The organism is Comamonas terrigena NBRC 13299, from assembly GCF_006740045.1.
Classification (GTDB): domain Bacteria; phylum Pseudomonadota; class Gammaproteobacteria; order Burkholderiales; family Burkholderiaceae_C; genus Comamonas; species Comamonas terrigena.
This window is the reverse complement of sequence record NZ_AP019749.1, coordinates 4,046,991-4,073,351: the sequence shown is the minus strand read 5'-3', so window position 1 is coordinate 4,073,351 and position 26,361 is coordinate 4,046,991. Positions and strand designations below refer to the sequence as shown.

General features: G+C 65.3%; 23 protein-coding genes and 1 pseudogene. 17 read left to right on the top strand and 7 right to left on the bottom strand.

Features of this window, described 5'->3' with window-relative positions; all coding sequences use genetic code 11:
- Positions 1–62: 62 nt before the first annotated feature.
- The 8 genes from CT3_RS18430 to CT3_RS18395 all read left to right on the top strand — a co-directional run bounded on the left by CT3_RS18430 (position 63) and on the right by CT3_RS18395 (position 8,548).
- On the top strand, positions 63–509 hold the full coding sequence (locus tag CT3_RS18430) for a DUF2147 domain-containing protein (RefSeq protein ID WP_066540939.1): 447 nt from the start codon (positions 63–65) through the stop codon (positions 507–509).
- Positions 510–593: 84 nt separating this feature from the next.
- Positions 594–2,996 (top strand): 3-hydroxyacyl-CoA dehydrogenase/enoyl-CoA hydratase family protein, encoded by a 2,403-nt coding sequence (locus CT3_RS18425; protein WP_066540937.1) that lies wholly within the window; start codon positions 594–596, stop codon positions 2,994–2,996.
- Positions 2,997–3,016: 20 nt separating this feature from the next.
- On the top strand, positions 3,017–4,210 hold the full coding sequence (locus CT3_RS18420) for an acetyl-CoA C-acyltransferase (protein ID WP_066540935.1): 1,194 nt from the start codon (positions 3,017–3,019) through the stop codon (positions 4,208–4,210).
- 4 nt (positions 4,211–4,214) lie between these two features.
- Positions 4,215–5,279, top strand: coding sequence for an alpha/beta hydrolase family protein (locus CT3_RS18415; RefSeq protein ID WP_083520601.1), 1,065 nt, complete (start codon positions 4,215–4,217; stop codon positions 5,277–5,279).
- Positions 5,276–6,115: an acyl-CoA thioesterase gene (locus CT3_RS18410; protein WP_066540933.1), complete on the top strand. Its 840-nt coding sequence runs from the start codon at positions 5,276–5,278 to the stop codon at positions 6,113–6,115. Before CT3_RS18415 ends, CT3_RS18410 begins: the two co-directional genes overlap by 4 nt.
- A 66-nt stretch (positions 6,116–6,181) precedes the next feature.
- Positions 6,182–6,967 carry an enoyl-CoA hydratase gene (locus CT3_RS18405; RefSeq protein WP_066540931.1) on the top strand — a complete coding sequence of 262 codons (786 nt, stop codon included), beginning with the start codon at positions 6,182–6,184 and terminating at the stop codon, positions 6,965–6,967.
- A 229-nt stretch (positions 6,968–7,196) separates the two neighbouring features.
- Complete coding sequence (locus tag CT3_RS18400) at positions 7,197–7,679, top strand: thioesterase family protein (RefSeq protein WP_066541517.1); 483 nt, start codon at positions 7,197–7,199, stop codon at positions 7,677–7,679.
- Between the two features lie 242 nt (positions 7,680–7,921).
- The gene (locus CT3_RS18395) at positions 7,922–8,548 is read left to right on the top strand and encodes a bactofilin family protein (protein ID WP_066540930.1); all 627 of its coding nucleotides are present in this window, start codon (positions 7,922–7,924) and stop codon (positions 8,546–8,548) included.
- Between the two features lie 110 nt (positions 8,549–8,658).
- On the opposite strand, the gene CT3_RS18390 is transcribed toward CT3_RS18395, so the two are convergent.
- Positions 8,659–9,081 (bottom strand): acyl-CoA thioesterase, encoded by a 423-nt coding sequence (locus CT3_RS18390; protein WP_066540928.1) that lies wholly within the window; start codon positions 9,079–9,081, stop codon positions 8,659–8,661.
- A 44-nt stretch (positions 9,082–9,125) separates the two neighbouring features.
- On the opposite strand from CT3_RS18390, the gene CT3_RS18385 reads away from it, so the two are divergent.
- Complete coding sequence (locus tag CT3_RS18385; RefSeq protein WP_066540926.1) at positions 9,126–10,982, top strand: ABCB family ABC transporter ATP-binding protein/permease; 1,857 nt, start codon at positions 9,126–9,128, stop codon at positions 10,980–10,982.
- A gap of 90 nt (positions 10,983–11,072) precedes the next feature.
- On the top strand, positions 11,073–12,053 hold the full coding sequence (locus CT3_RS18380; protein ID WP_066540925.1) for a 2-hydroxyacid dehydrogenase: 981 nt from the start codon (positions 11,073–11,075) through the stop codon (positions 12,051–12,053).
- Positions 12,054–12,124: 71 nt separating this feature from the next.
- On the opposite strand, the gene CT3_RS18375 is transcribed toward CT3_RS18380, so the two are convergent.
- Positions 12,125–13,237 (bottom strand): malate/lactate/ureidoglycolate dehydrogenase, encoded by a 1,113-nt coding sequence (locus tag CT3_RS18375; RefSeq protein ID WP_066540914.1) that lies wholly within the window; start codon positions 13,235–13,237, stop codon positions 12,125–12,127.
- A gap of 262 nt (positions 13,238–13,499) precedes the next feature.
- Here CT3_RS18375 and CT3_RS18370 point away from each other — a divergent pair, with 262 nt between their 5' ends.
- Positions 13,500–15,341 carry a Na/Pi cotransporter family protein gene (locus tag CT3_RS18370; RefSeq protein WP_218568100.1) on the top strand — a complete coding sequence of 614 codons (1,842 nt, stop codon included), beginning with the start codon at positions 13,500–13,502 and terminating at the stop codon, positions 15,339–15,341.
- 127 nt (positions 15,342–15,468) lie between these two features.
- Here CT3_RS18370 and CT3_RS18365 read toward each other — a convergent pair whose 3' ends face one another.
- The 4 genes from CT3_RS18365 to CT3_RS18350 form a co-directional block, all read right to left on the bottom strand.
- Positions 15,469–16,506 carry a DctP family TRAP transporter solute-binding subunit gene (locus CT3_RS18365; RefSeq protein ID WP_066540912.1) on the bottom strand — a complete coding sequence of 346 codons (1,038 nt, stop codon included), beginning with the start codon at positions 16,504–16,506 and terminating at the stop codon, positions 15,469–15,471.
- 44 nt (positions 16,507–16,550) lie between these two features.
- Positions 16,551–17,849, bottom strand: coding sequence for a TRAP transporter large permease (locus CT3_RS18360; RefSeq protein WP_066540911.1), 1,299 nt, complete (start codon positions 17,847–17,849; stop codon positions 16,551–16,553).
- Positions 17,846–18,409 (bottom strand): TRAP transporter small permease, encoded by a 564-nt coding sequence (locus CT3_RS18355; RefSeq protein ID WP_066540910.1) that lies wholly within the window; start codon positions 18,407–18,409, stop codon positions 17,846–17,848. Before CT3_RS18355 ends, CT3_RS18360 begins: the two co-directional genes overlap by 4 nt.
- Positions 18,410–18,821: 412 nt before the next feature.
- Positions 18,822–19,505, bottom strand: a complete 684-nt coding sequence (locus tag CT3_RS18350) for a hypothetical protein (protein WP_066540909.1) — start codon at positions 19,503–19,505, stop codon at positions 18,822–18,824.
- A 284-nt stretch (positions 19,506–19,789) separates the two neighbouring features.
- Between CT3_RS18350 and CT3_RS18345 the strand changes: the two genes are divergently transcribed.
- From CT3_RS18345 to CT3_RS18325, 5 genes and pseudogenes are all read left to right on the top strand, one after another.
- A complete protein-coding gene (locus CT3_RS18345; protein ID WP_172591766.1) occupies positions 19,790–20,731 on the top strand; it encodes a LysR substrate-binding domain-containing protein in 942 nt (313 codons plus the stop codon).
- Between the two features lie 288 nt (positions 20,732–21,019).
- Positions 21,020–21,908 (top strand): annotated as a pseudogene (locus tag CT3_RS18340) (amino acid ABC transporter substrate-binding protein).
- A gap of 106 nt (positions 21,909–22,014) precedes the next feature.
- A complete protein-coding gene (locus CT3_RS18335) occupies positions 22,015–22,770 on the top strand; it encodes an amino acid ABC transporter permease (protein ID WP_066540907.1) in 756 nt (251 codons plus the stop codon).
- A 1-nt stretch (position 22,771) separates the two neighbouring features.
- Positions 22,772–23,443, top strand: a complete 672-nt coding sequence (locus CT3_RS18330) for an amino acid ABC transporter permease (protein ID WP_066540906.1) — start codon at positions 22,772–22,774, stop codon at positions 23,441–23,443.
- Positions 23,444–23,475: 32 nt separating this feature from the next.
- Positions 23,476–24,213 (top strand): amino acid ABC transporter ATP-binding protein, encoded by a 738-nt coding sequence (locus CT3_RS18325; protein ID WP_066540905.1) that lies wholly within the window; start codon positions 23,476–23,478, stop codon positions 24,211–24,213.
- Positions 24,214–24,298: 85 nt separating this feature from the next.
- Here CT3_RS18325 and CT3_RS18320 read toward each other — a convergent pair whose 3' ends face one another.
- Complete coding sequence (locus tag CT3_RS18320; protein ID WP_083520600.1) at positions 24,299–25,135, bottom strand: IclR family transcriptional regulator domain-containing protein; 837 nt, start codon at positions 25,133–25,135, stop codon at positions 24,299–24,301.
- Positions 25,136–25,287: 152 nt separating this feature from the next.
- Between CT3_RS18320 and CT3_RS18315 the strand changes: the two genes are divergently transcribed.
- Positions 25,288–26,286, top strand: coding sequence for a Bug family tripartite tricarboxylate transporter substrate binding protein (locus CT3_RS18315; protein ID WP_083520599.1), 999 nt, complete (start codon positions 25,288–25,290; stop codon positions 26,284–26,286).
- Positions 26,287–26,361: the final 75 nt, after the last annotated feature.

Here is a 26,361-nt window from a genome sequence, read left to right as displayed (position 1 = left end):
CCTCAAACAGCGGAGCGGCCTGTGGAGACAAATCCTGAAGTTCGAACAGAAAGGACCTGGATATGAAGACCGTAAAAGTACTGGTAGCTGCCGTAGTGGTGATGGTTGGTGGCATGTCTGCCGCCTGGGCACAGATGACGCCTGTGGGCACCTGGCACAGCGTGGATGACAAGACCGGCGAAGCCAAATCGGAAATCCAGATCAGTGACAACGCGGGCGTGCTCAGCGGCCATGTCACCAAGCTGCTGCGCAAGGGTGCCGACCCTGCCGCCGTCTGCACCGAATGCAAGGACGGCCTCAAGGGTAAGCCCATGGTGGGCCTGCCCATCATCACCGGTGCCAAGAAGGCCGAGGGCAAGACCGTCTGGGAGGACGGCAAGATCCTCGACCCCGAAAGCGGCAAGAGCTACACCCTGCGCCTGACCCCGATCGACGACGGCAAGAAGCTGGAAGTGCGCGGCTCCATCGGCCCGTTTGGCCGCACCCAGACCTGGGTGCGCGTGCAGTAAGCACCGCGCGCCTGCCCGTCTTACTCCCCTATTTCGACGCAGCCCGGCCGCTGGCCGGGGCTGCGTCTTTTCACCCAGAACACCATGTCCCGATTCAACGTCAAGAAAGTCGCCGTGCTCGGCGCCGGCGTGATGGGCGCGCAGATCGCCGCCCACCTGGTCAACGTCAAGGTGCCGGTCATCCTGTTTGACCTGCCCGCCAAGGAAGGCTCCAAGAGCGGCATTGCCGAACGCGCCATCGCCAACCTGAAGAAGCTCAAGCCTTCGCCCATCGGTGTGGCCGAAGATGCTGATCTGATCCAGGCCGCCAACTACGAGGAGCACCTGAAGCTGCTCAAGGGCTGTGACCTGGTCATCGAAGCCATTGCCGAGCGCATGGACTGGAAACTGGACCTCTACACCAAGGTCGCGCCCTTCATCGCCAAGCATGCGCTGGTGGCATCCAACACCTCGGGCCTGTCCATCACCAAGCTGAGCGAGGCGCTGCCCGACGCCATCAAGCCGCGTTTCTGTGGCATCCACTTCTTCAATCCCCCGCGCTACATGCCGCTGGTGGAACTGATCAACACCCCCACCACCCGTCCCGAGGTGCTGGACCAGCTGGAAGCCTTTGTCACCAGCGGTCTGGGCAAGGGCGTGGTGCGCGCGCACGACACCCCCAACTTCATCGCCAACCGCATCGGCATTGCCGGCATGCTGTCCACGATGAAGCAGGCCGAGAACTTTGGCCTGACGTTCGATGTGGTCGATGACCTGACCGGCAAGAAGCTGGGGCGCGCCTCCAGCGGCACCTTCCGCACCGCCGACGTAGTGGGCCTGGACACCATGGCCCATGTGATCAAGACGCTGCAGGACAATCTGAGCCCGGAGACCGATCCTTTCTACGGCAACTTCGGCACGCCCGCCGTGCTGCAGAAACTGCTGGACCTGGGGCACCTGGGCCAGAAGGCGAAAAAAGGCTTCTACCAGAAGGTGGGCCGCGAGGTGCTGCAGTTCGAGCTGGACAGCGAGGACTACGTGCCCGGTGGCCAGAAGGCCGATGAGGTCTATGGCCGCATGCTCAAGAAGCCCGCTGCCGAACGCCTGCCACTGCTGCGCAACGCCGAAGGCGCGCCCGGCCAGTTCCTGTGGGCCATTCTGCGCGACAGCTTCCACTACGCGGCCATCCACCTGGAGACCATTGCCGAATCCGCACGCGATGTGGACCAGGCCATGCGCTGGGGCTTCGGCATGAAGCAAGGCCCGTTCGAGCTGTGGCAGGAAGCCGGCTGGCTGCAGGTGGCCACGATGATCCAGGAGGATATCGATGCCGGCAAGGCGCTGTCCACGGCGCCGCTGCCCCGCTGGGTGTTCGAAGGCCCGGTGGCACAAGCCGGCGGAGTGCACACCGCCCAAGGCTCCTGGAGCCCGGCACAAAAGAAGTTTGTCGCCCGCCGCGTGCTGCCCGTCTATGAGCGCCAGATCTTCCCTGAGAAGCTGCTGGGCGAAGACAGTCTGCCGGACTGGAAGACAGCCGGCACCACCATTGCCGAGACCAAGGCGCTGCGCACCTGGACGCTGGATGGTCAGGTGCTGATCGCCAGCATCAAGAACAAGATGCACGCCATCAGCCCCGAGGTCATGGAAGGCCTGGTGGAAGCCGTGGAAACCGCCGAGAGTGATTTCGAGGCCATGGTGATCTGGTCCGGTGACGCCCCCTTCAGCGTGGGCGCCGATCTGGAAGCCACCATGCCCGCCTTCGTGATCGGTGGCGCCGACGCCATCGAAAGCATCGAAGCCGAGCTGCAGAACATGATGTTGCGCATCCGCTACGCGCAGGTGCCGGTGGTGGCGGCCATCCATGGCATGGCCCTGGGCGGCGGCTGCGAGCTGGCCGTCTACAGCGCCCGCCGCGTGGCCCACATGGAAAGCTATATCGGCCTGGTGGAAGTGGGCGTGGGCCTGATCCCCGGCGCCGGCGGCCTGACCTATGTCGCCCGCCGTGCGGCCGAGAACATGGCCCAGTCCACCAGCAAGGATGTGCTGCCTTTCCTGACCGAGGGCTTCACCTCCGCGGCCATGGCCAAGGTGGGCACCAGCGCCATCGAATCGCGCAAGCTGGGCTATCTGCTGGATTCCGACCTGATCGTGCCGCACAAGGACGAGGTGCTGTTCACCGCCATCAACGAAGCCCGCTCCATGGCCGCCGGTGGCTGGCGCGCGCCGCTCAAGCGCCTGTTCCCGGTGGCGGGTCGCAGCGGCATGGCCACCATCAAGGCCCAGCTGGTGAACATGCGCGATGGCGGCTTCATCAGCGCCTACGACTTCAAGATCGCTTCGATGATTGCCGAGATCGTCTGCGGCGGCGACGTGGATGCCGGCTCGCTGGTGACCGAGGAATACCTGCTGGCGCTGGAACGCAAGGCCTTCTGCCACCTGATCGGCCAACCCAAGACCCATGAACGCATCTTGGGCATGTTGAACACCGGCAAGCCGGTTCGCAACTGATTGGCAAGGAGACAAGAACCATGAAACAAGTACAAGACGCCTACATCGTTGCCGCCACGCGCACGCCCATCGGCCGCTCGGGCCGGGGCTATTTCAAGAACACCCGTCCGGACGATCTGCTGGTGGCCACGCTGAAGTCCGCCATGGCCCAGGTGCCCACGCTGGACCCCAAGGCGATCGAGGATGCCATCATCGGCTGCTCCTTCCCCGAAGGCGAGCAGGGCATGAACATGGCGCGCATTGCCGTGGGCCTGGCGTTCGACCACCCCATCGGCGGCGTGACGGTGAACCGCTTCTGCGCCTCGGGCGTGACGGCCATCCAGATGGCGGCCGACCGCATCCGCGTGGGCGAAGCCGATGTGCTGATCGCGGGCGGAGCCGAGTCCATGAGCATGGTGCCCATGGGCGGCAACAAACCTTCGTTCAATCCCGAGATCTTTGCGCGGGACGAAAACGTGGGCATTGCCTACGGCATGGGCCTGACCGCCGAGAAAGTGGCCCAGCAGTGGAAGGTGACGCGCGAGATGCAGGACGCCTTCGCGCTGGAATCCCACCTGCGTGCCGTGCGCGCCCAGCAGGCGGGTGAATTCACCGACGAAGTCACGCCCATCGACATCATCGACCGCAGCCCCGATCTGGCCACCGGCGAAGTCATCACCAGGACCCGCACCGTGAGCCTGGATGAAGGTCCCCGCCCCGACACCACGCTGGAAGCGCTGGGCAAACTGCGCCCGGTATTCGCCGCACGCGGCAGCGTGACGGCAGGCAACAGCTCGCAGACCAGCGATGGCGCCGGTGCGCTGATCCTGGCCAGCGAGAAGGCCGTCAAGCAGTTCGGCCTGACGCCGCTGGCCCGCTTCGTCAGCTTTGCCGCCCGCGGCGTGCCCCCTGAAATCATGGGCATCGGCCCCATCGAAGCCATTCCTGCCGCGTTGCGCTATGCCGGCATCAACCACCAGGACATCGGCTGGTTCGAGCTGAACGAAGCCTTTGCGGCCCAGTCGCTGGCGGTCATCAACAGCCTGGGTCTGGACCCGGCCAAGGTCAACCCCATGGGCGGTGCCATCGCCCTGGGCCACCCCCTGGGAGCGACCGGTGCCATCCGTGCGGCCACCGTGGTCCATGCGCTGCGCCGCCACAAGCTGAAGTACGGCATGGTGACCATGTGCGTGGGCACAGGCCAGGGCGCCGCCGGCATCTTTGAGAGCGTCTGAGGCCATGACCACCCTTCTGCAACCAGTCGGGTGGACCGAAGCCCAGCTGGCCGTGCCGGGCAGCGATGCCCGGCTGGCGCTGCGCCACTGCCAGCCCGCCGACATGCCCGTGCGCGGCCGGGTGGTGCTGGCGCCGGCCGTGGGCGTGCCACAAACCTTTTATGCGGCATTTGCCGAATGGCTGGCCGCACGCGGTCTGGCCGTGACCACTTTTGACTACCGGGGCCATGCGGCCTCGCTGCAGGGCCCGCTGCGCCAAGCCAAGGCCGATCTGCTGGACTGGGCCCAGGACTGCCTGGCCGTGGCCCAGCACCTGCGCGCGCTGGACGCCGCCGAGGGCCTGCAGCGTCCGGTGCTGTGGGTGGGCCACAGCGTGGGGGCGCAGCTGCCGGGCCTGTGCCGGCCGGCGCTGCCGGTGGACGGCATGCTGACCGTTGCCAGCGGCAGCGGCTACTGGCGTGACAACGCTCCGCCGACCAAGCGCAAGGCGCTGCTGTGGTGGTGGTGCATACAGCCTGTGATCACGGCGTTGTGCGGCTGTCTGCCGGGCAAGCGCCTGGGGCTGATTGGCGATCTGCCGGCCGGCGTGGTCTGGCAGTGGCGGCGCTGGTGCATGCACCCCAGCTACAGCCTGGGCGTGGAGGGCGAGCGTGCACGCCAAAGCTATGCCGCGGTGCGCTATCCGGTGCATGCGCTGTCGATGACCGACGACGAGATGATGTCCTGGAACAGCACGCGTTCGCTGCTGAGCTGGTACCGCAACGCCCCCCAGGTGCTTGAACGGGTACGGCCTGCCGATGCCGGTCAGCCGCGCATCGGGCATTTCGGGTTTTTCCGCCGTGACATGGCCGATACGCTGTGGCCGCGTGCGGCGGCCGTGCTGGAGCAGTGGCTGGGCCCGGCGGGTGACATGGAGGGGCTGCCCCGGCGACCGCATGGCGGTTCGGCGGTGGCGCCTGCGAGTCAGGCGGCGCTGGCGGAACCCGCTACAGTGGTGGCAAAGCATTGCCCCCCTGCTGCGCCCTCGATGGCGGCGGGGCAGGGTGATCTGTTCACGGAGGCAACATGACAGATTCGAGCACCCCCCCAGGCCATGCGCTGGACGCCATGCTGGCGCTGCAGCCACGCGAGCCCGGGGTTTACGAAGGCCATACCCACGCCGGTTACTGGAACATGGTGGGCCCCTACGGTGGCGCCACTGCTGCGCTGATGCTGCACAGCATCCTGCAGCACCCGGACTGCCTGGGCGACCCGGTGGCACTGACGGTGAACTTTGCCGGCCCGGTGGCGTCAGGTCCCTACCGCATCGAAGCCACTCCGGTGCGTACCAACCGCTCCACCCAGCACTGGACGGTGGTGCTGTTGCAGGATGACGAGAACGGCGATCAGCAGGTCACCACCACGGCGACGGCCGTGACGGCAGTGCGGCGCGACACCTTCAGCATCGAAGACGGCCGTCCGCCCCACATGCCCGACCCTGCCACCTGCGAGCGTTTCGACACCACCGGCGCCATGGAGTGGCTGCAGCGCTACGACATGCGCGTGGTGACCGGTGCCATTCCCAAAGTGTGGGACGACAGCGCGCACGAGCCCGTGAGCCAGCTGTGGGTGCGCGACAATCCGCCGCGTGCGCTGGACTTTCCGGCGCTGGCGGCGCTGTGCGACGTGTTCTTCCCCCGCGTGTGGCTGCGCCGTGCGCGGCGGGTGCCGGCGGGCACGGTGTCGATCACTACCTATTTCCATGCCGACCGTGCCCAGCTCGCTGCGCAGGGCGACCAGCACGTGCTGGGCCAGGCCGATGCCCAGGCTTTCCGCAACGGCTTTTTCGACCAGAGCGCCCAGGTCTGGGATGCGAAAGGCCAGTTGCTGGCCACATCGCACCAGACCGTGTACTACAAAGAGTGAAGCATCGCTGTGTGCAGCCAGGCTGCGCAGCGTGCTGATTTTTCCTTCTCCCCAGGAAGCCTATCCATGAGCGAAACCACCACCGATATCCTGGTCCACACCGAAGCCGGTGTGCGCACCATCACCTTCAACCGCGTCGACAAGAAGAACTCCATCACGCAGCTGATGTACGGCACCATGGCCGATGCCCTGGCCAGCGCCGCCACCGATGACGCGGTGCGCGTGGTGGTGATCCAGGGGGATGCCACCATCTTCAGTGCCGGCAATGACATCGGCGACTTCCTGAACCGCCAGGACGGCCAGGGCCTGCCGCAGGAAAGCCCCACCTTCCGCTTCCTGCACGGCATCGCCAGCTTCCCCAAACCCCTGCTGGCGGCCGTGGCGGGCCCGGCCGTGGGCATCGGCACCACCTTGCTGCTGCACTGCGACCTGGTCTACGCCGGTGACAACGCTGCGTTCTCCATGCCTTTCGTGAATCTGGGCCTGTGCCCGGAAGCGGCCTCCAGCCTGCTGCTGCCGCAGATGCTGGGCTACCACCGTGCCGCCGAAGCCCTGCTGCTGGGCGAGCCCTTCATGGCCGAGGCCGCGCTGGAAGTGGGTCTGGTCAACCGCGTGCTGCCGCCCACCGAAGTCAACGCCTATGCCCAGGCCCAGGCCAAGAAGCTGGCGGCCAAGCCCTTGAGCGCGCTGATCGAGACCAAGCGCCTGATGAAGGGCGGGCAGCAAGCCGCCGTGAAGGCGCAGATGGCTGAAGAGGGCGCCAGCTTTGGCCGCATGCTGACGGCTCCGGCGGCCAAGGAAGCCTTCACCGCGTTCATGCAAAAGCGCAAGCCCGATTTCAGCCACTGCTGAGACCGGCAGGCCGGGGGCTCCGGCCGCTTCCCGCAGCGCCATCCGGTGACGCGGTGCCCGATCCCCCGTGCCACGGCCCACAGCTTCTGCTGCGGGCCTTTTTCGTGGGACCTTTGCACACTAAAAATAGGAGCGTCCTGTGTTCTGGCGGTGCCGGGTTCCGAAGCACAAGCTCCGGAATCCGGGGCCGCATAGCCACAGGCTGTTCCTGATTGGACAGGACATGGACATGCCCCAGACCCCCGCGGTTCCCACGGCCTTCGAGCCAGAATTCATTGCTGCCATGCGCCAGCTGACGGAGGAGCTGATCAGCTTCCACAAGGTGCTGGGCCTGCAGCTGGTCTCCGTCACCCCGCAGGAGGCCCAGGCCCGCATGGTGATGAAGCCCGAGCTGGTAGGCCACTTTGGCTACAACCGCCTCCACGGCGGCGCCATCAGCGCTGCACTGGATGCCATGGGCGGCGTGGCAGTGATGGCCGCCATTGCCGCCAAGCACATGGACGAGCCGGTGGTGCAGCGCATGCAGCGTTTTGCGCGCCTGGGCACCATCGACCTGCGGGTGGATTTTCTGCGCCAGGGGATTGGCGAGGTGTTCAGTGTCCAGGCGCGTGTGCTGCGCCTGGGCTCGCGCGTGGCATCCACGCGCATGGAATTCCTGGGTGAGGACGGTACCTTGCTGACCGCCGGTGCGGCGGCCTACATCGTCTCGTAACCACGGCCGACACAAAGCTGGCCGGGCGCGGCACTGCCGTACGCACCTTGCGGTTTCATGATGTGCAAAGCCCAAGTGCTGGCGAAGCGCGCCGCGCCAGCGTCACATGCTCTCAAAATACTTGCAAACGAAAGAACTGCAAGTGCATGTTGCATGTGTGATTTTTGCTTACAACTCTTGCGATCTTGCTGTCTTCGTTGCACAACATCCTTTCTAGGATGCAGCTTTTCGCAGGAGGACCCATGGCAGTGCAGAACCCCTTTTTCGGCAAGCGCGACAACGACACTTTTTCCACCCGTACCTCGACCAGCGGCAGCGCGCTGGGCACAGGCAGTTCCAGCAGCTACGGCAGCACATCCAGTACATCCGGCACCAGCATGTCTTCCACCAGCCCCCGCTCCAGCACCTCTTCGGCATCCAGTGACAGCAGCGGCAGCAAGCTCACCGTCGGCCCCAACATCAAGCTCAAAGGGGTGGAGATCACCGACTGCGACACCCTGGTGGTGGAAGGCACGGTCGAGGCAACCATGAATTCCCGCGTGATCCAGATTGCCGAGCAGGGCGCGTTCCGTGGCTCCGCCGAGATCGACATTGCCGAGATCCACGGTGAGTTCAATGGCAACCTGACCGTGCGCCAGAAACTGGTGATCTTCAGTACAGGCAAGGTGAGCGGCTCCATCCGCTACGGCAAGATCGTGATCGAAGAAGGCGGCCAGCTCAGCGGCGACATCCAGGTGGGGGCAGGCGGCACCGCTTCCAGCTCCAGCAGCGCATTCTCCAACAGCAGCGCCAGCGGCACCTCCAGCAGCACCTCCGGCCTGCAACTGGCCGACGAGACCTCGTCTTCGTCCTCCTCGCTGGCCGTGTAAGCCAGCCGCGCCCTCCTGTGGTGCGGGAGGGCGGTCACTGCGGAAGGCCGGGATCTTTCTCCCGCAGTGCTGCAGGCCGGCGTGCAGCCGACTCAGGCGGCACAGGTGCCTCAGTTGCCGCTGACTTCGGGCGGAATGGCGCGGGGACGGCCGGCTTCGTCGATGGCCACATAGGTCAGCGTGGCCTCGGTCACCTTGATGTAACGGCCCTGGCGCTGGATGCGCTCGGCATAGACCTCCACCTCCACCGTCACCGAGGTGCGGCCCACATGCGACAGGTGGGCATAGAACGACAGCAGATCCCCCACGCGCACCGGCTGCTTGAAGATGAATTCCTTCACCGCCACAGTGGCCATGCGGCCCTGCACGCGGCGTGCCGGCAGCACGGAGCCGGCCAGGTCGACCTGCGACATCACCCAGCCGCCAAAGATATCGCCATTGGCATTGCAGTCGCCGGGCATGGGAATGACCTTGAGCACCAGCTCCTTGTCTGTGGGCAAGGTGACATGGGCGGGGGAGTTGGGGGTGGACATGGGCACAATCTCGCAAAACAACAAAACTGCGAAATTGTCACCGCATGCGCCACCACGCCGCTCCCCCCGATCCCATTTCCACGACCACGCCCCAGGCTTCTGGCCGTGACGCCGCCACGCTGCGCCGTTTGCTGCCCTATCTGTGGGAATACAAATGGCGGGTCATCGCCGCCCTGCTGTTCATGGTGGGGGCCAAGCTGGCCAATGTGGGCGTGCCGGTGCTGCTGAAGAACCTGGTGGATGCGCTGACGCTGAAGCCTGGCGACCCGCTTGCCATCCTGGTGGTGCCCGTGGGCCTGCTGTTGGCCTATGGCCTGCTGCGGCTGTGCACCTCGCTGTTCTCAGAGCTGCGGGAGCTGGTGTTTGCCAAGGCCACCCACGGCGCGGCGCGCAGCATTGCGTTGGCGACCTTTCTCCATCTGCATGCCTTGAGCATGCGTTTCCACCTGGAGCGCCAGACCGGCGGCATGACCCGCGACATCGAGCGCGGGGTGAAGGGCGTGGAGTCGCTGATCTCGTACTCGCTCTACAGCATCGTGCCCACACTGATCGAGGTGGCGCTGGTGCTGGGCATCATGGCCGTGCAGTTCGACCCCTGGTTCGCCGCCATCACCTTGGCTGCACTGGCGGTCTACATCACCTTCACCGTCAAGGTGACGGAGTGGCGCACCCAGTTTCGCCGTGCGGCCAACCAGCATGACTCGGCCGCCCACACCCAGGCGATCGATTCGCTGATCAATTACGAAACCGTCAAGTACTTCAACAACGAAGCCTTCGAAGCGGCGCGCTACGACGAGAACCTGGAGCGCCTGCGCAAGGTGCGCCTCAAGAGCCAGAGCACCTTGACGCTGCTCAACAGCGGTCAGCAACTGGTCATTGCCGTGGCGCTGGTGGCCATTCTGTGGCGCGCCACCCAGGGCGTGGTGGCGGGCACGCTGACGCTGGGCGATCTGGTGATGATCAATGCCTTCATGATCCAGCTGTACATCCCGCTGAACTTTCTGGGCGTGCTCTACCGGGAGATCAAGCAAAGTCTGGTGGACCTGGACCGCATGTTCACCTTGATGGACAAGGAGCGCGAAGTGGCCGATGCGCCGGATGCAGCGCCGCTGCAGCTGGCGGGAGAGCCGGCCGTGCGCTTTGAGCAGGTGCGCTTCGCCTACGATCCGGCGCGGCCCATTCTGCAGGATGTGAGCTTCGAGATTCCGGCCGGTAAGACCGTGGCCGTGGTGGGGCCCTCCGGCTCGGGTAAGAGCACGCTGGCACGGCTGCTGTTCCGCTTCTATGACCTGCAGGGCGGACGCATCACCATCGCCGGCCAGGACATCCGCCATGTCACGCAGGACAGCCTGCGGTGCGCGATCGGCATCGTGCCGCAGGACACGGTGCTGTTCAACGACACGGTGGAATACAACATCGCCTATGGCCGGCCAGGCGCCCGCCACGACGAGGTGGTGGCCGTGGCCCAGGCGGCCCGCATCCATGACTTCATTGCGGCCACGCCCCAGGGCTATGCCACGCGCGTGGGGGAACGGGGCCTGAAGCTGTCCGGTGGCGAAAAGCAGCGCGTGGCCATTGCCCGCACGCTGCTGAAGAACCCGCCGGTGCTGATTTTTGACGAGGCCACCTCGGCACTGGACAGCGCCAACGAGCGGGCCATCCAGGCGGAGCTGGCCCAGGTGGCGCGCAACAAGACTACCTTGCTGATCGCCCACCGGCTGTCCACGGTGGTGGATGCACACGAGATTCTGGTGATGGAGGCCGGCCGCATCCTGGAGCGTGGCCGCCACAGCGAGCTGCTGGCGCTGAACGGGCGCTATGCCCAGATGTGGGCCTTGCAGCAAAGCGGTGAGGCGGATGGCAGCGAAGGTGGCACGGAAGCTGCACCGCTGAAGGCATAGCCTGTCCACATGTTCTCCATCAGCACGGCCACACGCAGGGAATGCGGTACGGTCGGGGCTGTGTTTCCTGCGTTCCCCTGAAAGACTCTCATGACTTCCGCTACCGCTACCGCACCCATCGCCGCCGCTTCCCGCCCCATCCTGCTGATCAACACCGTCGTTGCCGATGAGGATCTGCTGCAGATCGCCCAGCGCCTGCCCAGTCTGGAACTGGTCTATGTGCCCGAACCCGCCGCCGCCGAGGCGGCGCTGCAGCAGCACGCTGCGCGCGTGCAGGTGGTGCTGACCATCGGCTCCGTGGGTTTGAGTGCGGTGCAGATGGACCAGCTGCCTGCTTTGCAACTGGTCTGCGCGCTGGGTGCCGGCTACGAGAAAGTGGACGTGGCCCATGCTCGCACGCGTGGCATTGCCACCGGCAACGGTGCGGGCACCAACGACAGCTGCGTGGCCGATCACACCCTGGCCTTGGTGCTGGCCAGCGTGCGCCAGCTGGACTACTACGGTGCACAGCTGCGTGCCGGTGTGTGGCGCACCACGCTGCCGCTGCCCGCCGGCATCACCGGCAAGCGCCTGGGCGTGCTGGGTCTGGGCACCATCGGCCGCAAGATCGCGCTGCGTGCCCAGGCGTTCGAGATGGAGGTGGGCTACCACAACCGCTCGCCCAAGGCCGATGCACCGTGGACCTACTTCGACAGCTTGCTGGCGCTGGCGGAATGGGCCGATGTGCTGGTGGTGGCCACGCCCGGCGGCGCCGGGACCCTGCACCTGGTGGATGCCACCGTGATGCGCGCTCTGGGCCCGCGAGGCCACCTGGTCAACATCGCCCGCGGCAGCGTGGTGGATACCCAGGCCCTGGCCACGGCGCTGCGCAGCGGCGAGCTGGGTTTTGCCGCGCTGGACGTGTACGAGAGCGAGCCGCTCGCTCCCCAGGAGCTGCTGGATCTGCCCAATGTGCTGCTGACGCCGCACGTGGCCGGTTGGTCGCCCGAATCGGTACAGGCCACGGTGGACCGCTTTGTGGCCAATGTGCAGGCCCATCTGGCCGGTCGCCCGCTGGTCTCGCCGGTCTGAGCGGTCTCTGCCGGCAGCATGGCGCCGGCATGCAAGGCCGCAGGGTCAAGGAGTGAGCAACTGCGGCTTGCTCAGGAACCGGTCTGCACCAGCGCGGACAGCGGCCCCGGCCCGCTGCCGCGTGCGGCCTGCACCTGGGCCGCTGCACGGTCCAGCTCGGCCAGCGTGGCGGCATCCAGGGGAATGGCCTCGGCGCGGGCACGGCGCATGGCCTGTTCGGGCTCTCCGGGCACGGCAATGCCTGGTACGCCGGGCTGGCATTCGGCGGAGCGCACCCAGTCAATGAAGGCCTGCACCTCGTGGCCCAGCGTGGCACTGCTGCCCAGGCGGGCCGGGTCGAACACAATGGCCAGCATGTTGTTCCACACGCCGGCGTTGCGCTGCAGTGTGGCGGGGCGGATGGTCTGGCCGCCCGCCACGGCGGCACCCAGCAGTTCGCACATGAAAGCCAGCGCATAGCCTTTGTGCCCGGCCACCGGGCCGCCGAAGGTCTGCAGCGCACCCATGCCGTCACCGGTGGCCGGGTACATGGCCTGCGGGTCTGTGGTGGGCGCTCCGTCGGCATCCAGCAGGCAGCCGGCCGGCACGGCGTGGCCTTGGTTCAATGCCACGCGCACCTTGCCCATGGCGATGGCACTGGTGGCGAAGTCCAGCAGCAGCGGGGGCGCACCGTCGACCGGCACGCCGATGGTGAAGGGGTTGGTGCCAAAGCGGGCCTGGCGCCCGCCCCAGGGCGCGACCAAGGCACTGGAGAGCACGTTCACGAAATGGATGGCAATCAATCCGGCGCGGCAGGCCTGCTCGGCCCAGTGGCCCACGCGGCCGATGTGGTGGCTGTGGTGCAGGCCCAGGATGCACACCCCGTGCTGCTGCGCGCGGGTGATGGCCAGGGCCATGGCTTCCTCGGCCACGGCCTGGCCCATGCCGCACTGGCCGTCCAGGTTCAGCAGGCTGCCGCCGTCGTGCACCACGCGCACCGACTGGTTGAGTTGCAGCGCATCGGCCTGCCAGGACAGCACATAGCGCGGCACCATGCCCACGCCGTGGGAGTCGTGGCCGCTGAGGTTGGCCTGCACCAGGTGGTCGGCGGTCAGCGCCGCTTCGCGGGCGTTGGAGCCGGCGGCGGTCCACAGGTCCTGCACCCAGCGGTGCAGCGTGGCGGGAGCAATCAGGGCGTGGGACATGGCGGCAAGAGGAAGCGGAGGTGCTGCCAGCTTGCAAAGCACGCAGCGCAGGGGCAACCCGGGAAACCATGAGGTGCCGTCGCACAGGTGTCGCATTGCGCGGTGCCCGCGGGCGTGCTGCAATGGCGTCGCAAGAGGCGGTTGATGCAGGTCAAGTGCGGGCAGGCCCTGAGATGGACCGCTTCCGCTAAGCTCAGTCGCTTTTCCATATGCCCGCCATATGCCTTCCATATGACCGCCGTATGACAACGGGAGATCCTCCGTGCTGGCCGCAGCGTATTCCACGTATTCCAAACATTCGCTGATTGCGCTGGCCGCTGGGGCACTGGCCTGGTCGTTCTGGTTCAGCCCGGGCTGGCTCACGCTGTGCGCCGGTCTGGCGCTGTTCCTGTTCGGCATGCAGCAACTGGAACAGGGGCTCAAAAGCCTGGCCGGGGGGCGGCTGCAGACGCTGCTGGCTGCCAGCACGGCCACCCCGGGCAAGGGCCTGCTGTTCGGCTGTGTGGCCACCTTCTTGCTGCAGTCCAGCACCTTGGTGTCGCTGCTGACGATCGCGTTTCTGAGCACCGGCCTGATCACCCTGGCGGGCAGCCTGGCCGTGCTGTTTGGCGCCAACCTGGGGGCCACCAGCGGCATCTGGCTGCTGGCCATGGCCGGCCAGAACCTGAGCATGGCGCCACTGGCCATGCCGCTGCTGGTGTTCGGGGTGCTGCTGGGCTTTTCCGGTGCCCGCGGCGCGGCCATTGGGCGGCTGTTGCTGGGCATCGGTCTGATCTTTCTGGGCATTGACGAGATCAAGCAGGGCTTCACCAGCTTTGGCGACATGGACCTGCAGCGTTACAGCGCCGACGGTCTGCAGGGCGCGCTGCTGTTTGTGGCCGTCGGGGCGCTGATCACCGTGGTGGTGCAGTCCAGCCACGCCACCTTGATGCTGACGCTGGCGGCCCTGGGCAGTGGCCAACTGGAGCTGCAGCAGTCGTTGTGCATCGCGATCGGCTCCAATGTGGGCTCCAGCGTGTCCACGGCCGTGATGGGCATGATCGGCAGCAGCCGCAGCGGCCAGCGCCTGGCCATTGCCCATGTGGTGTTCAACTGCAGCACGGCCGTGGTCAGCTTTGCGCTGCTGTCACCGCTGAGCTGGCTGGTGGTGCAGGCCACGGGGTGGTTTGGCGCGGGCAGCAATCTGCTGATCCAGCTGGCGCTGTTCCATACCCTGTTCAATGTGCTGGGTGTGCTGCTGTTCTGGCCCTGGCAGCCGCAGCTGGCGGCTGCGCTCACCCGCTGGCTGCCGGACAAGGCCGAGCCTGCGGTGCTGATCGCCACCCAGACCGAGCAGGCCGCCGAAGCCACGCAGGCCCGCTACCTGCAGACCAGTGCGCTGCAGACCACCGAGAGCGCGGCACGTGCCGTGGCCCAGGAGCTGCAGCACATGGGGCGGCTGAGTCTGGAAGTGATCTGCCATGCGCTGTACTGTCCCTTGGCCATGCTGGAAGACCCGCCGCGCGACGATGCCCAGTTGCGTGCCCGGGTGGAGCTGCAGCGTGTGGATGCCGACCGGCTCTACCAGTTGCACATCAAGGGCGTCTACGCCCAGCTGCTGGCCTTCATGGGCAAGGTGGACCTGCCGGCCGACCCGGCCCAGCAACAGTTCTGGCACGACAGCCAGGTGGCAGCCTTCCAGATGGTGGATGCCGTCAAGAACGCCCACCGCCTGCAGCGCAATATGCACCGCTACCTGCCGGAGCCCTCCGAGAGTGCGGCGCGGCGCAGCTATATCGAGTTGCGCCACCATGTGCTGCTGGCACTGCGCGATGTGCGCGCACTGGGCCGCTCTGATGCGCCGGACACCGAATGGGCCGCCCAGCTGCAGGCACTGGACGACCGCAACCAGAACTTTGCCGACCAGTTTCGCCAGCACCTGTTCGCCGGCATCCGCGGCGGTGCCTTGCCTGGCCTGGTGGCGAGCTCGCTGATGAATGATCTGGGGTTTGCGCAGCGCATGCTGGCCAGTCTGCGCCAGGTGCTGCTGCTGGGCGAGGGCCACGCCGTGGCGCGCCAGATGGAAGTGCTGATGGGGGAGGCGCCGCTGATCGAAGGGCTGTGAGTGTGGCGCACTGCGGGCGCCAGGCTGGCAGCGCTGGGTGCGGCAGCAGAATCTGAACTGCGCTGCCGCGCCCCGTGCATCCGGGGCACGCCGCTGCCAGGCGGCAGCGATGTGCCCGTGGCGCTGTTTACTTGCGGCTGCCGGCGATGGCCTTCTCGGCCATGTCCACCAGGTTGGTGCCGATCTGGGGCTTCCACTTGGTGTAGACGCTCTTGGTGGCGTCGGCAAACACCTTGCGCTGTGCCGCATTCAGGTCGACCACTGTCACGCCCAGGCCTTCCAGGTCCTTGACCAGGGGCTTGCCGGGCTCCACCAGACCCTTGCGTGCGATGGCGATCTGTTCCTTGGCCGCGTCCAGTGCGGCCTGCTTGACGATGGCCTGGTCGGCCGGAGTCCAGCTGGCCCAGACGTCCTTGTTCACCACAAACACCAGCGGGTCGTTCATGTAGCCCCACAGCGTCATGTGCTTCTGGCCCACGGACTGCAGCTTGGCGGCCATGTACACGGCAATCGGGTTCTCTTGGCCGTCCACGGCGCTGCTGGCCATGGCGGGCTGGGCATCGGCCCAGCTCATCTGCGTGGGGTTGGCGCCCAGGGCGGTGAAGGTGTCCAGGAACAGCGGCGAACCGACCACGCGGATCTTCAGACCCTTGAGGTCTTCGGGCTTGGTAATGGCCTTCTTGGAGTTGGAGATCTCGCGGTAGCCGTTCTCGCCCCAGGCCAGTGGCAGCACGCCGGCCTTGTCGATGGTCTTGAAGATTTCCTTGCCGGTGTCGCCCTGCACCACGGCATCCACGGCCGCGTAGTCGGGGAACAGGAAAGGCAGCGAGAACAGGTTCAGCGCCTTGACCTGGGGCGACCAGTTGATGGTGGAGCCCACGGCCATGTCGATCACGCCCTGGCGGATGGCGCTGAACTCACGCGTCTGGTCGCCCTGCACCAGCGAGGTGCCGGGGTAGAGCTTGATGTTGATGCGGCCCTGGGTGCGCTCACGCACCTTGTCGGCCCAGATCTCGCCGCCCTTGCCCCAGGGGAAGGCGGTGCCCAGCACCAGGGACATGCGGTATTCGCTCTTGTACTTGGTCTCGGCCATGGCGGAAGGCAGGGCAAAGGCCAGGGTGGCGGCGGCCGCCACGGCGGTGGTCAGGAAAGTGCGCAGTTGCATGGTTTTGTCTCCTTATAGGTTGGGAATCGGAACCGGGGGAACACTCAATAGCCCAGCTTCGCCGGGAGCCACAGCGCCAGCTGCGGGAAGGCAATGACCAGCACCATGACCAGGAACATGGCCAGCAGCATCCAGCCCACCCAGCGCACGGTGGACTCCATGCGCACACCGGCGATGCGGCAGGACACCATCAGGTTGACGGCCAGCGGTGGGGTGAACTGGCCCAGCGCCACCTTGAGCGTGAGGATCACGCCGAACCACACGGGGTCCCAGTGGTAGTGGTTCATGATGGGCAGCAGCAGCGGCACAAAGATCAGGAAGATGGAGATGCCGTCCAGGAACATGCCCACGGTGATGAGCAGCAGGATCAGCAGCGCCATCACGCCGTATTCGCCCAGGCCGGAGTTCACGATGGCGGCGGCCACCGGGTCGATCACGCCCAGGGTGGACAGGGAGAAGGCAAAGATACCGGCCAGCGAGACCACGATCAGGATCACGGCGGACAGTTCGCCCGCTTCGCGCAGGATGGGGTAGAGGTCGCGCACGCGGATGGTGCGGTGTATGACCATGCCCACGAACAGGCCGTAGAACACGGCCACCACGGCGGCTTCGGTGGGGGTGAACCAGCCGGCGCGCATGCCGCCCAGGATCAGCACCGGCGCGGCCAGACCCCAGGAGGCTTCCTTCAGGCTCTTCCAGAAAGCCGGGCGGGGCAGGGTGGCTTCCAGGGCCCCCATCTTGTGCCGGCGTGCCATCCACACGGCCGGCACGATCAGGGCAATCCCCGCCAGCACGCCGGGCACCATGCCGGCGGCAAACAGGGCCGGCACCGAGGCGCCGGGCACCAGCACCGAGTAGATGATGAAGGCCACAGATGGCGGAATCAGGATGTCGGTCGCTGCGGCAGCGCCCACCACGCTGGCCGAGAAGCTCTTGGGGTAGCCGGCGCGGCTCATGGCGGCAATCATCACGCCGCCCACGGCGGCGGCATTGGCCGGGCCGGAGCCCGAGATGCCACCCAGGAACATGGCCACGCAGATGGCCACCAGTGGCAGCATGCCGGGGCCGCGGCCCACGATGGCGATGGCGAAATTGACCAGGCGCAAGGCCACGCCCGAGCGGTCAAAGATGGAGCCCACCAGAACGAACATGGGGATCGCAAGCAGCGGGTACTTGCCCAGGCCTGCATAGAAGTTCTGCGGCACGGCCAGCAGCCCGAACCACTGGGCATCGGCATTGGCCAGCGCAATCGCGGCCGCACCGGCCAGGCCCAGGGCGGCGCCAATGGGCACGCCGACGAACATCAGGCCCAGAAAGGCCAGAAACAGCAGGGTGGCAATCATGGGGCCTCCTTGCCGGAGGCTTCGATGGTCTCGTCTTCGGTGAAGGCGCCGGGCTTGCCCTGGCGCACAAACAGGCCCAGGGCGCGCAGGGTGATCAGGGCCGACACCAGGGGCAGCCAGATCGAATACCACCATTGCGGCACGCCAATGCCGGGCGAGGTCTCTTCAAAGCGGTAATCGTCCCAGACGACACGCACGCTGAGCACGGCGATCACCGCAAACAGCAAGGCCACCATCAGCGTGCCGAAGCGCGCCAGTGCACGGCGGCGGGCAACGGAGCCCCGGTCGGCAAAGAACTCGATGCGGATGTGCTGGTTGCGCGCCACCGCACCGGAGCCGGCCACCAGGGCCAGCAGGATCATCAGGAACACCGAGATTTCTTCGGTCCAGGCGAAGGAGGAGTCGGTGAAGTAGCGCACCAGCACATTGGCAAAGGTGATCAGGGCCAGTGCGGCCATGATGGCCACCGTCAGCCAGTCTTCGATGCGCAGCGAGCGAGGGTCATCCGGGCGCGCGCCGGCATCGGCCGCACCTTCGGTCTCGGGAGGAATGGAGGACATGAACGCGGGAAGTCAGAAAAACACACATGGTTGAAATGCAGTCCCTCTACCGCCGCGGCGTTGTGCACCGTGAGGTGTGGAGTGGAGAACGCACCGGTGGGTGCGCTGGGGCATTATCGAGGAACAACGCGGCACGGCCTGTCGCCAAACAATAGGCATTTCCCTTGGTTTGGAGCATCCGCGCAACGAATGTGCAAGGCCTGTCAGAGGCCGGCCGCGATCGCCGGCTGCCTGAGGCGGTCGGCGGGCACGGCAGCGGCTTCACCCCCTGAACGGCAACCGGCCCTCACAAGGGCCGGTGTGCAGAGGGGCCGGGCGGCGCTGCGTTCGCGGTTGCCACGCCGGGCCCCATGGGCATGGGCAGGGGCGCGCGCCGGGTGGCAGCGCCGGGTGCCACATCACCGGCAGGGTGTCACGCTGCGGCCTTTTTACCTGCCTTGGGGCTGCTGCGCCTGGCGGGGGCGCTCGCTGCGGCAGATTTCTTGGCTGCGGTAGCGCGCACTGCCTTGGCCGGGGTTTTGGCGGGTGCGGCGACTGCCTTGGTGCGGCCCGTCTTGGCGGCGGAGGTGGTGGCGGTTTGGGTTGCCGCAGAGGGTGTTGCGCGTTTTTTGGCGGCAGGCTTGGGGGTGGCGGCGCGCGACTGCACGACCTCCTGCGCCAAATCGGTTGCCGCGCGTTGGGTGCGCGCCAGCTGCCTGGGGGTGGTGCCATTCACCCCGCGCATGGCGATGTCGGCCTTGCCTGGCGCCCGCTTGGCAGCAGGTGCTTTCTTGCTGGCCTGGCCGGGGGGGCTTTGCACCTTCTCGAATTGGGCCTCGAAACGGCCCAGCACTTCTTGCATCACATCGGCTTTGACGTCGGTGCGGAGATTGGCCGTGCCCGTCACCTTGCGCGGGGTGGCCGGGGCGGTCGCGGTGCGCACGGTCTGGCGCTGGTAGAGGTCGCGGTACTTGTCGCGCAGCGCACGTGCACGGGAAATCTTGCCCACCAGCTGCCGTGCATTGAAGGCCTTGATGGCGCCGATGCGGCTGGCCTGGAACAGTTCCAGCTCCGGCTTGGTCAACAGATTCTGGACTTGGCGTTTGGTGTAGCTCACGGCTGCTCCTGGTTGGGAGATGTGCCGTGCCAGAGTGACACGGCACATCATGCTGCTATCACTTCGATAGTCATCGGAAGTTTCTCGAGATGTCGTAGGACAGGGGCAGGCATTCGCTTCAGACAGTGCCTACAGCACCATGCCGGTGCGTGGCGATGTGGAAGCGGGAGTTGTGCGTGCGAGGGCCGCTGGATACAACGGTTTTACGCACTTCTCTGGCGCGCGGGAGGGCGTTGCATGCCAACTATGCATTCCATGCATAGCGCTCGCGGATAATGGCGGGCATGGAAACCAAATGGCTCGAAGACTTTGTCAGCCTGGCTGAAACCCGCAGTTTCAGCCGGTCCGCGCAACTGCGTCATGTCACCCAACCGGCGTTCTCGCGGCGCATCCAGGCGCTGGAAGCCTGGGCAGGCACCGATCTGGTGGATCGCAGCTCCTATCCCACGCGGCTGACGCCCGCGGGCAAGACCATGTACGACCAGGCGCTGGAGATGCTGCAGTCGCTGCAAAGCACGCGCACCATGCTGCGCTCGCACGTCAGCGCGGGCAAGGGCATGGTCGGTTTTGCGGTCCCGCACACGCTGGCGTTCACCTTTTTCCCGGCCTGGGTGTCGGCCTTGCACGAGCAGTTCGGCCCCTTCAAGAGCCGCCTGATCGCGCTGAATGTGCATGACGCGGTGATGCGCCTGGTGGAAGGCGGCTGTGACCTGCTGATCGCCTACCACCACTCTTCCCAGCCGCTGCAGCTGGACGCCAATAAATACGAGATGGTCAGCCTGGGCCAGGAACTGCTGGCCCCGTACTCCAAACCCGACGCACAGGGGCGCCCGCTGTACGCGCTGCCCGGCACGGCGGGGCAGCCGCTGCCTTTCCTGGGCTATGCGCCCGGCGCCTACCTGGGCCGGGTGACCGAGCTGATCCTGAAGGATGCGGGCATCCCCATCCACCTGGACCGGGTGTACGAAACGGATATGGCTGAAGGCCTGAAAGCCATGGCACTGGAAGGCCATGGGATTGCCTTCCTGCCCTTCAGTGCGGTACGCAAGGAACTGGAGAGCGGGCGCCTGGTGCAGGCGGCTCCGGCCGAGCTGACCCAGTTCCAAATGCCTATGGATGTCAGGGCTTATAGGGAAAAACCTGTCGGCAAGGATGGGGGCAACAGCGTTGCCCATGCACTGTGGACGTTTCTGCAGGAGCAGGGTGCAGGCACACTGCCCACCTGATGCAGGCTGCGCATACTTTCCAAACAACGCGGCATTGGCGGAGAGTGCCTACTTGCATATGATGCGGCAACCCGGCGCCCGGGCAGAACCTGGCATGAAAATTTCTTACCTAGAGATTTACACGCATACAGGTCAAATCCTGACGACACGGTCACGTGGTGGACACATACTGCGATCCAGCGCAAGCTTGGTTGCACAATGTGCTCCCAGGATGTGAGCATGGCAGGCATCGCCGGTGGTGCGGCCTGCCGTCCTGCGTTGGACCCTATCTATTGAGGAGATACAGATATGAAGAAGCATTTGCTGGCCGTTGCTGTGGCCGCTCTGGCTGCAGGCAGCGCGATGGCGCAAGCCAATGACACCCTGGCCAAGGTCAAGTCCTCCGGCAGCATCACGCTGGGCGTGCGCGAGTCCTCGGGCGCCCTGGCCTATACGCTGGGTGACGGCAAGTACGTGGGCTTCCACACCGAGATGGCCGAGAACATCGTCAAGGACATCCAGAAGCAACTGGGCGTGGCCAAGGTCGACGTCAAGTACCAGCCTGTGACTTCGCAGAACCGTATCCCCCTGGTGGTGAACGGCACGGTGGACCTGGAGTGCGGCTCCACCACCAATGACCTGAACCGCCAGAAGGACGTGGACTTCGCCAACACCACCTACATGGAGCAGGTGCGCATTGCGGTGAAGGCCAATTCCGGCATCAACGACATCAAGGACCTGAACGGCAAGACCGTGGCCACCACCACGGGCACCACTTCGGTGCAGCTGCTGCGCCAGAACAAGCGTGCCGAAGGCATCGACTTCAAGAACATCATGGGCAAGGACCACGCCGACAGCTTCCTGCTGCTGGAAACCGGTCGCGCCGATGCGTTCGTGATGGACGGCTCCATCCTGATGGGCAACATCTCCAAGTCCAAGGCTCCCAAGGACTTCAAGCTGGTGGGTGAACCCCTGTCGACCGAACCCATCGCCTGCATGGTGCGCAAGAGCGATCCTGCCTTCCTGAAGGCCGTGAACGACTCCATCGCCCGCCAGGTCAAGGACGGCTCGCTGGAGAAGCTGTACCATGCAACCCATCCCGCCGGCCAACCAGAAGGTGGGTCTGCCGCTGTCGGAGTCGACCAAGAACGCCTGGCTGCACCCCAACAACAAGCCCAAGGAAGATTTCAACAAGTAAATCGGCCCGGTGACGCCCCTGCGGTGCCTGGCATCGCCAGGGGCGTTTTTTGTTGGGCGGGCGCCGTGGGCCGCGCCCGTAGTTGAAATTTTGTGAAGGAAATCCTATGGCATGGGATTGGCAGATGTTCTGCGAAGACACCCTGGAGCGCACGCAGGTGCAAGGGTGTTTCGGCAAGAACGGTGACGTCACCTACCTGGACTGGATGTTGTCGGCCTGGGGCTGGACCATCTCGGTTTCGTTGCTGGCGCTGCTGCTGGCATTGGCGGCGGGTATCGTGATCGGCACATTGCGCACTTTGCCCGACCACCCGTGGGTCGTGCGCTTTGGCAATGCATGGGTGGAGTTTTTCCGCAACATCCCCCTGCTGGTGCAAATTTTTCTCTGGTACCACGTGGTGCCTTCGCTGTTCCCGGCGATGAAGTCGGTTTCCGGCTTTGTGCTGGTGGTGCTGGCTCTGGGCTTTTTCACCTCGGCGCGTATTGCAGAGCAGGTGCGCTCCGGCATCCAGGCGCTGCCGCGTGGTCAGCGTTATGCCGGCATGGCCGTGGGTTTCACGACCTGGCAGACCTACCGCTATGTGCTGCTGCCCAATGCGTTCCGCATCATCATTCCGCCGCTGACCAGCGAGACGATGAACATCTTCAAGAACTCGTCCGTGGCGTTTGCCGTGTCGGTGACCGAGCTGACCATGTTCGCCATGCAGGCCCAGGAAGAAACCGGCCGGGGCATCGAGGTTTACATGGCGGTGACAGGTCTGTATGTCATCTCGGCCTTTGCGATCAACCGCATCATGGCTTTCATCGAGAAGCGCTCCCGCGTGCCGGGCATGATCAGCGCATCGGGTGCGGGAGGACACTGATATGAACTTGGCACTCGACTTCTCGTTCTACAACTGGGACCTGGTCCAGAACTTCATCCTCAAGGGGCTGATGTTCAGTGTCACCCTGACGGTGGTGGCCACGCTGGGCGGCATCTTCTTCGGTACCCTGCTGGCGCTGATGCGCCTGTCGGGCAAGCAATGGCTGATCGTGCCGGCCACGATCTACGTCAACGGCATGCGCTCCATCCCGCTGGTGATGGTGATCCTGTGGTTCTTCCTGCTGGTGCCGCTGGTCATCGGCCGCCCGATCGGTGCGGAACTGTCGGCCGTCATCACCTTCGTGGCATTCGAGGCAGCGTATTTCTCGGAAATCATGCGGGCCGGCATCCAGTCCATCCCGCGTGGCCAGGTGTTTGCCGGCCAGGCGCTGGGCATGACCTATGGCCAGAACATGCGTCTGGTGGTGCTGCCACAGGCTTTCCGCAACATGCTGCCGGTGCTGCTGACGCAGACCATCATCCTGTTCCAGGACACCTCGCTGGTCTACGCCATTGGTGCCTACGACATGCTCAAGGGCTTTGAAGTGGCGGGCAAGAACTATGGCCGCCCGATGGAGGCCTATATCGCTGCTGCCGTCATCTACTTCATCATCTGCTTCGCTCTGTCGTGGCTGGTGAAGCGTCTGCACAAGAAGATCGCCATCATTCGCTGAGCGGCGTATCACCCAGACTCTGAGGAATACTCATGATCGAACTCAAAAACGTTTCCAAGTGGTACGGCAGCTTCCAGGTGCTCAACGACTGCTCCACCAGCATCAACAAAGGTGAGGTGGTGGTGGTGTGCGGCCCGTCGGGCTCCGGCAAGTCCACGCTGATCAAGACCATCAACGCGCTGGAGCCGGTGCAAAAAGGCGAGATCTATGTGAACGGCACCGCCGTGCACGATCCCAAGACCGATCTGCCCAAGCTGCGCTCCAAGGTGGGCATGGTGTTCCAGCATTTCGAGCTGTTCCCCCACCTGACGGTGACCGAGAACCTGACCATCGCCCAGATCAAGGTGCTGGGTCGCTCGGCTGACGATGCCAAGGTGCGCGGCCTGAAGATGCTGGACCGCGTGGGCCTGACCGCCCACAAGGACAAGTTCCCTGGCCAGCTCTCCGGTGGTCAGCAGCAGCGCGTGGCGATTGCCCGTGCGCTGTCCATGGACCCCATCGTGATGCTGTTTGACGAACCCACTTCCGCGCTGGACCTCGAAATGGTGGGGGAAGTGCTGGATGTGATGGTGGGCCTGGCCAACGAAGGCATGACCATGATGTGCGTGACGCACGAAATGGGCTTTGCCAAGAAGGTGGCCAGCCGCGTGATCTTCATGGACGTGGGCGGCAAGATTCTGGAAGACTGCACCAAGGAAGATTTCTTTGGCAAGCCCGACGAACGCCAGCCGCGTACCAAGGACTTCCTCAGCAAGATCCTGCAGCACTGACCGGGCCGCATGTCCCGCACAAAAGGAGCACCCCGGGTGCTCCTTTTTTTGTCATGGCGCCAGAAAAAGGCGGCGTGGACCGCTTTCAGAAGGTGAAGCCATGAAAGCGCTCTCGCCCTGCGATCAGGGCTTCCAGCTGCTGGGCTGCGGCTTGCAAGGGCGGGAGAAAGCGCGACTGGATGTCGTGCGCGCTGTGGCGTCCCTGCACCATGGTGATGCTCAAGGCCGCCAGGGTCTTTCCCGAGGCGCCGTGGATGGGGACGGAGATGCCGCAAAAGCCTTCGGCCAGCTCGCCCGTGAGCAGGCACCAGCCTTGCTGGCCGACCTGGTGAAAGATCTGCAGCAGCTGGGCCGTGTCCGTGACCGTCTCCCTGGTGAACGCCCGGGGAGGGTGGGCACGCAAGTGGGCCTGCTGTGCCGCGACGGGTTGCGCGGCCAGCAGCACCCGGCCCATCGAGTGGGCCGATGCCGGGAGCCGGCGGCCGATGTCGACGTTGACGCGCAGCATGCGTGCCGGTTCGTGCCGCGCCACGATCACCACATGCCCCTCATCCCACACCCCCAGCGAACAGGCTTCCGTGACCTGTTCACCCAAAGCCTGCAAGGTGCCATGGGCGAGTTGCGGCAGGCTCATGGCGGCGTAGTAGGCAAAGCCCAGGTCCATGACTTTGGGAGTGACCCGGTATTCGGTGCCTTCGTTGCACAGATAGCCCTCCAGCTGCAGCGTGATCAGCAGGCGCCGGGCGGCCGCACGCGTCAGGCCCAGCCGCAGTGCGGCTTCCTGGGCGGTCAGCGTCGGTGTGCCCTCCGCAAAGACACGCAGCACGGCCAGGCCGTTGGCCAGTGACTCCAGGCGTTCGCTGTGCAAGGCAGAGGTGGGCGATGTGTCCGCGGCGGCAGAGGATGGGGGGCGTGAAGGCATGGTGCGGGCGGTTGGCAACTGTCACCTGCTGGACGCAGGAATGGAAGGAAGTCCGATAGCATTATTTCCGAACAAATGTTCGCAATCTAATGCTGCTTGGCAGATACGCGACACCTCAGAAATTGCGTACGCCATTTTTCGGAGACTTTCCCATGTCCATCACTTCCTCTCTTCTGGCCCGTCGTTCGGCCTGCATGGCAGCCGTCGCGCTGCTGGCAGGCGCCTGGAGCGCGCCGGCGCTGGCGTCCAATGCGGGGGCCTATCCCAACCAGCCCATCAAGCTGATCGTACCGTTCCCGCCAGGAGGGCCGACGGATACGGCAGCGCGCATTCTGGGCCAGCACATGGGTGAGACCCTGGGCAAGCCCATGGTGGTGGAAAACCGCGCCGGTGCTTCGGGCCTGGTGGGGACCGAGACCGCCGCCAAGAGCCCCGCGGACGGCTATACGCTGGTGATGCTGGCCTCTCCCACCGTGCTGGGAGACAAGCTGTATGGACAGAAACGCTACGACCTGCTGAAGGATTTCGCCCACATCGGGGTGGCCTACGACCTGCCCATCGTGATGGTGGTGAATCCCAAAGTCCTGGATGTGCAGGACATTTCCCAGTTGATTGCGGCCTCCAAGAAGCAGGTGCTCAACTACAACAGCGCCGGCTCCGGCAGTTTCGGGCACCTGTCGACCGAGTTGCTGAAGAGCCAGGGCAAATTCGAGATGCTGCACATCTCCTACAAGGGCAGCGCACCGGCCATGACCGACCTGCTCGGTGGCCAGGTGCCCATGATGTTCTCGGACATGATTGCCGCGCTGCCGCACATCAAGTCCGGCAAGCTGCGTCCGATCGCGGTGGGCTCGCCCCAGCGCGTGGTGTTCACTCCGGATGTGAAGACCGTGGCCGAACAAGGCTTCCCGGGCTTTGACGCGGTGGCATGGGGCGGTCTGATGGCGCCCCGCGGCACGCCGCAACCCGTCATGGACCAGTTGACCGCCGCCCTGAAGAAGGCGTTGGACGACAAGAGCGTGCAGGAGAAGCTGCAGCAGGTGGGTACCACGGCGGCCTTTGCCCCCGGTGCCGCCATGCACAAACGCATTGCCAGCGACCTCGGCAAGTGGGGCAAGGTGATTACCGACAACCACATCACCAACAACTGATGCGCGGGCGGGGCATTGCCCCGCTGCCGTCAATGGACATACAAAGCGCTGGCGCTGCCCAGCGCAGAGTGGGGC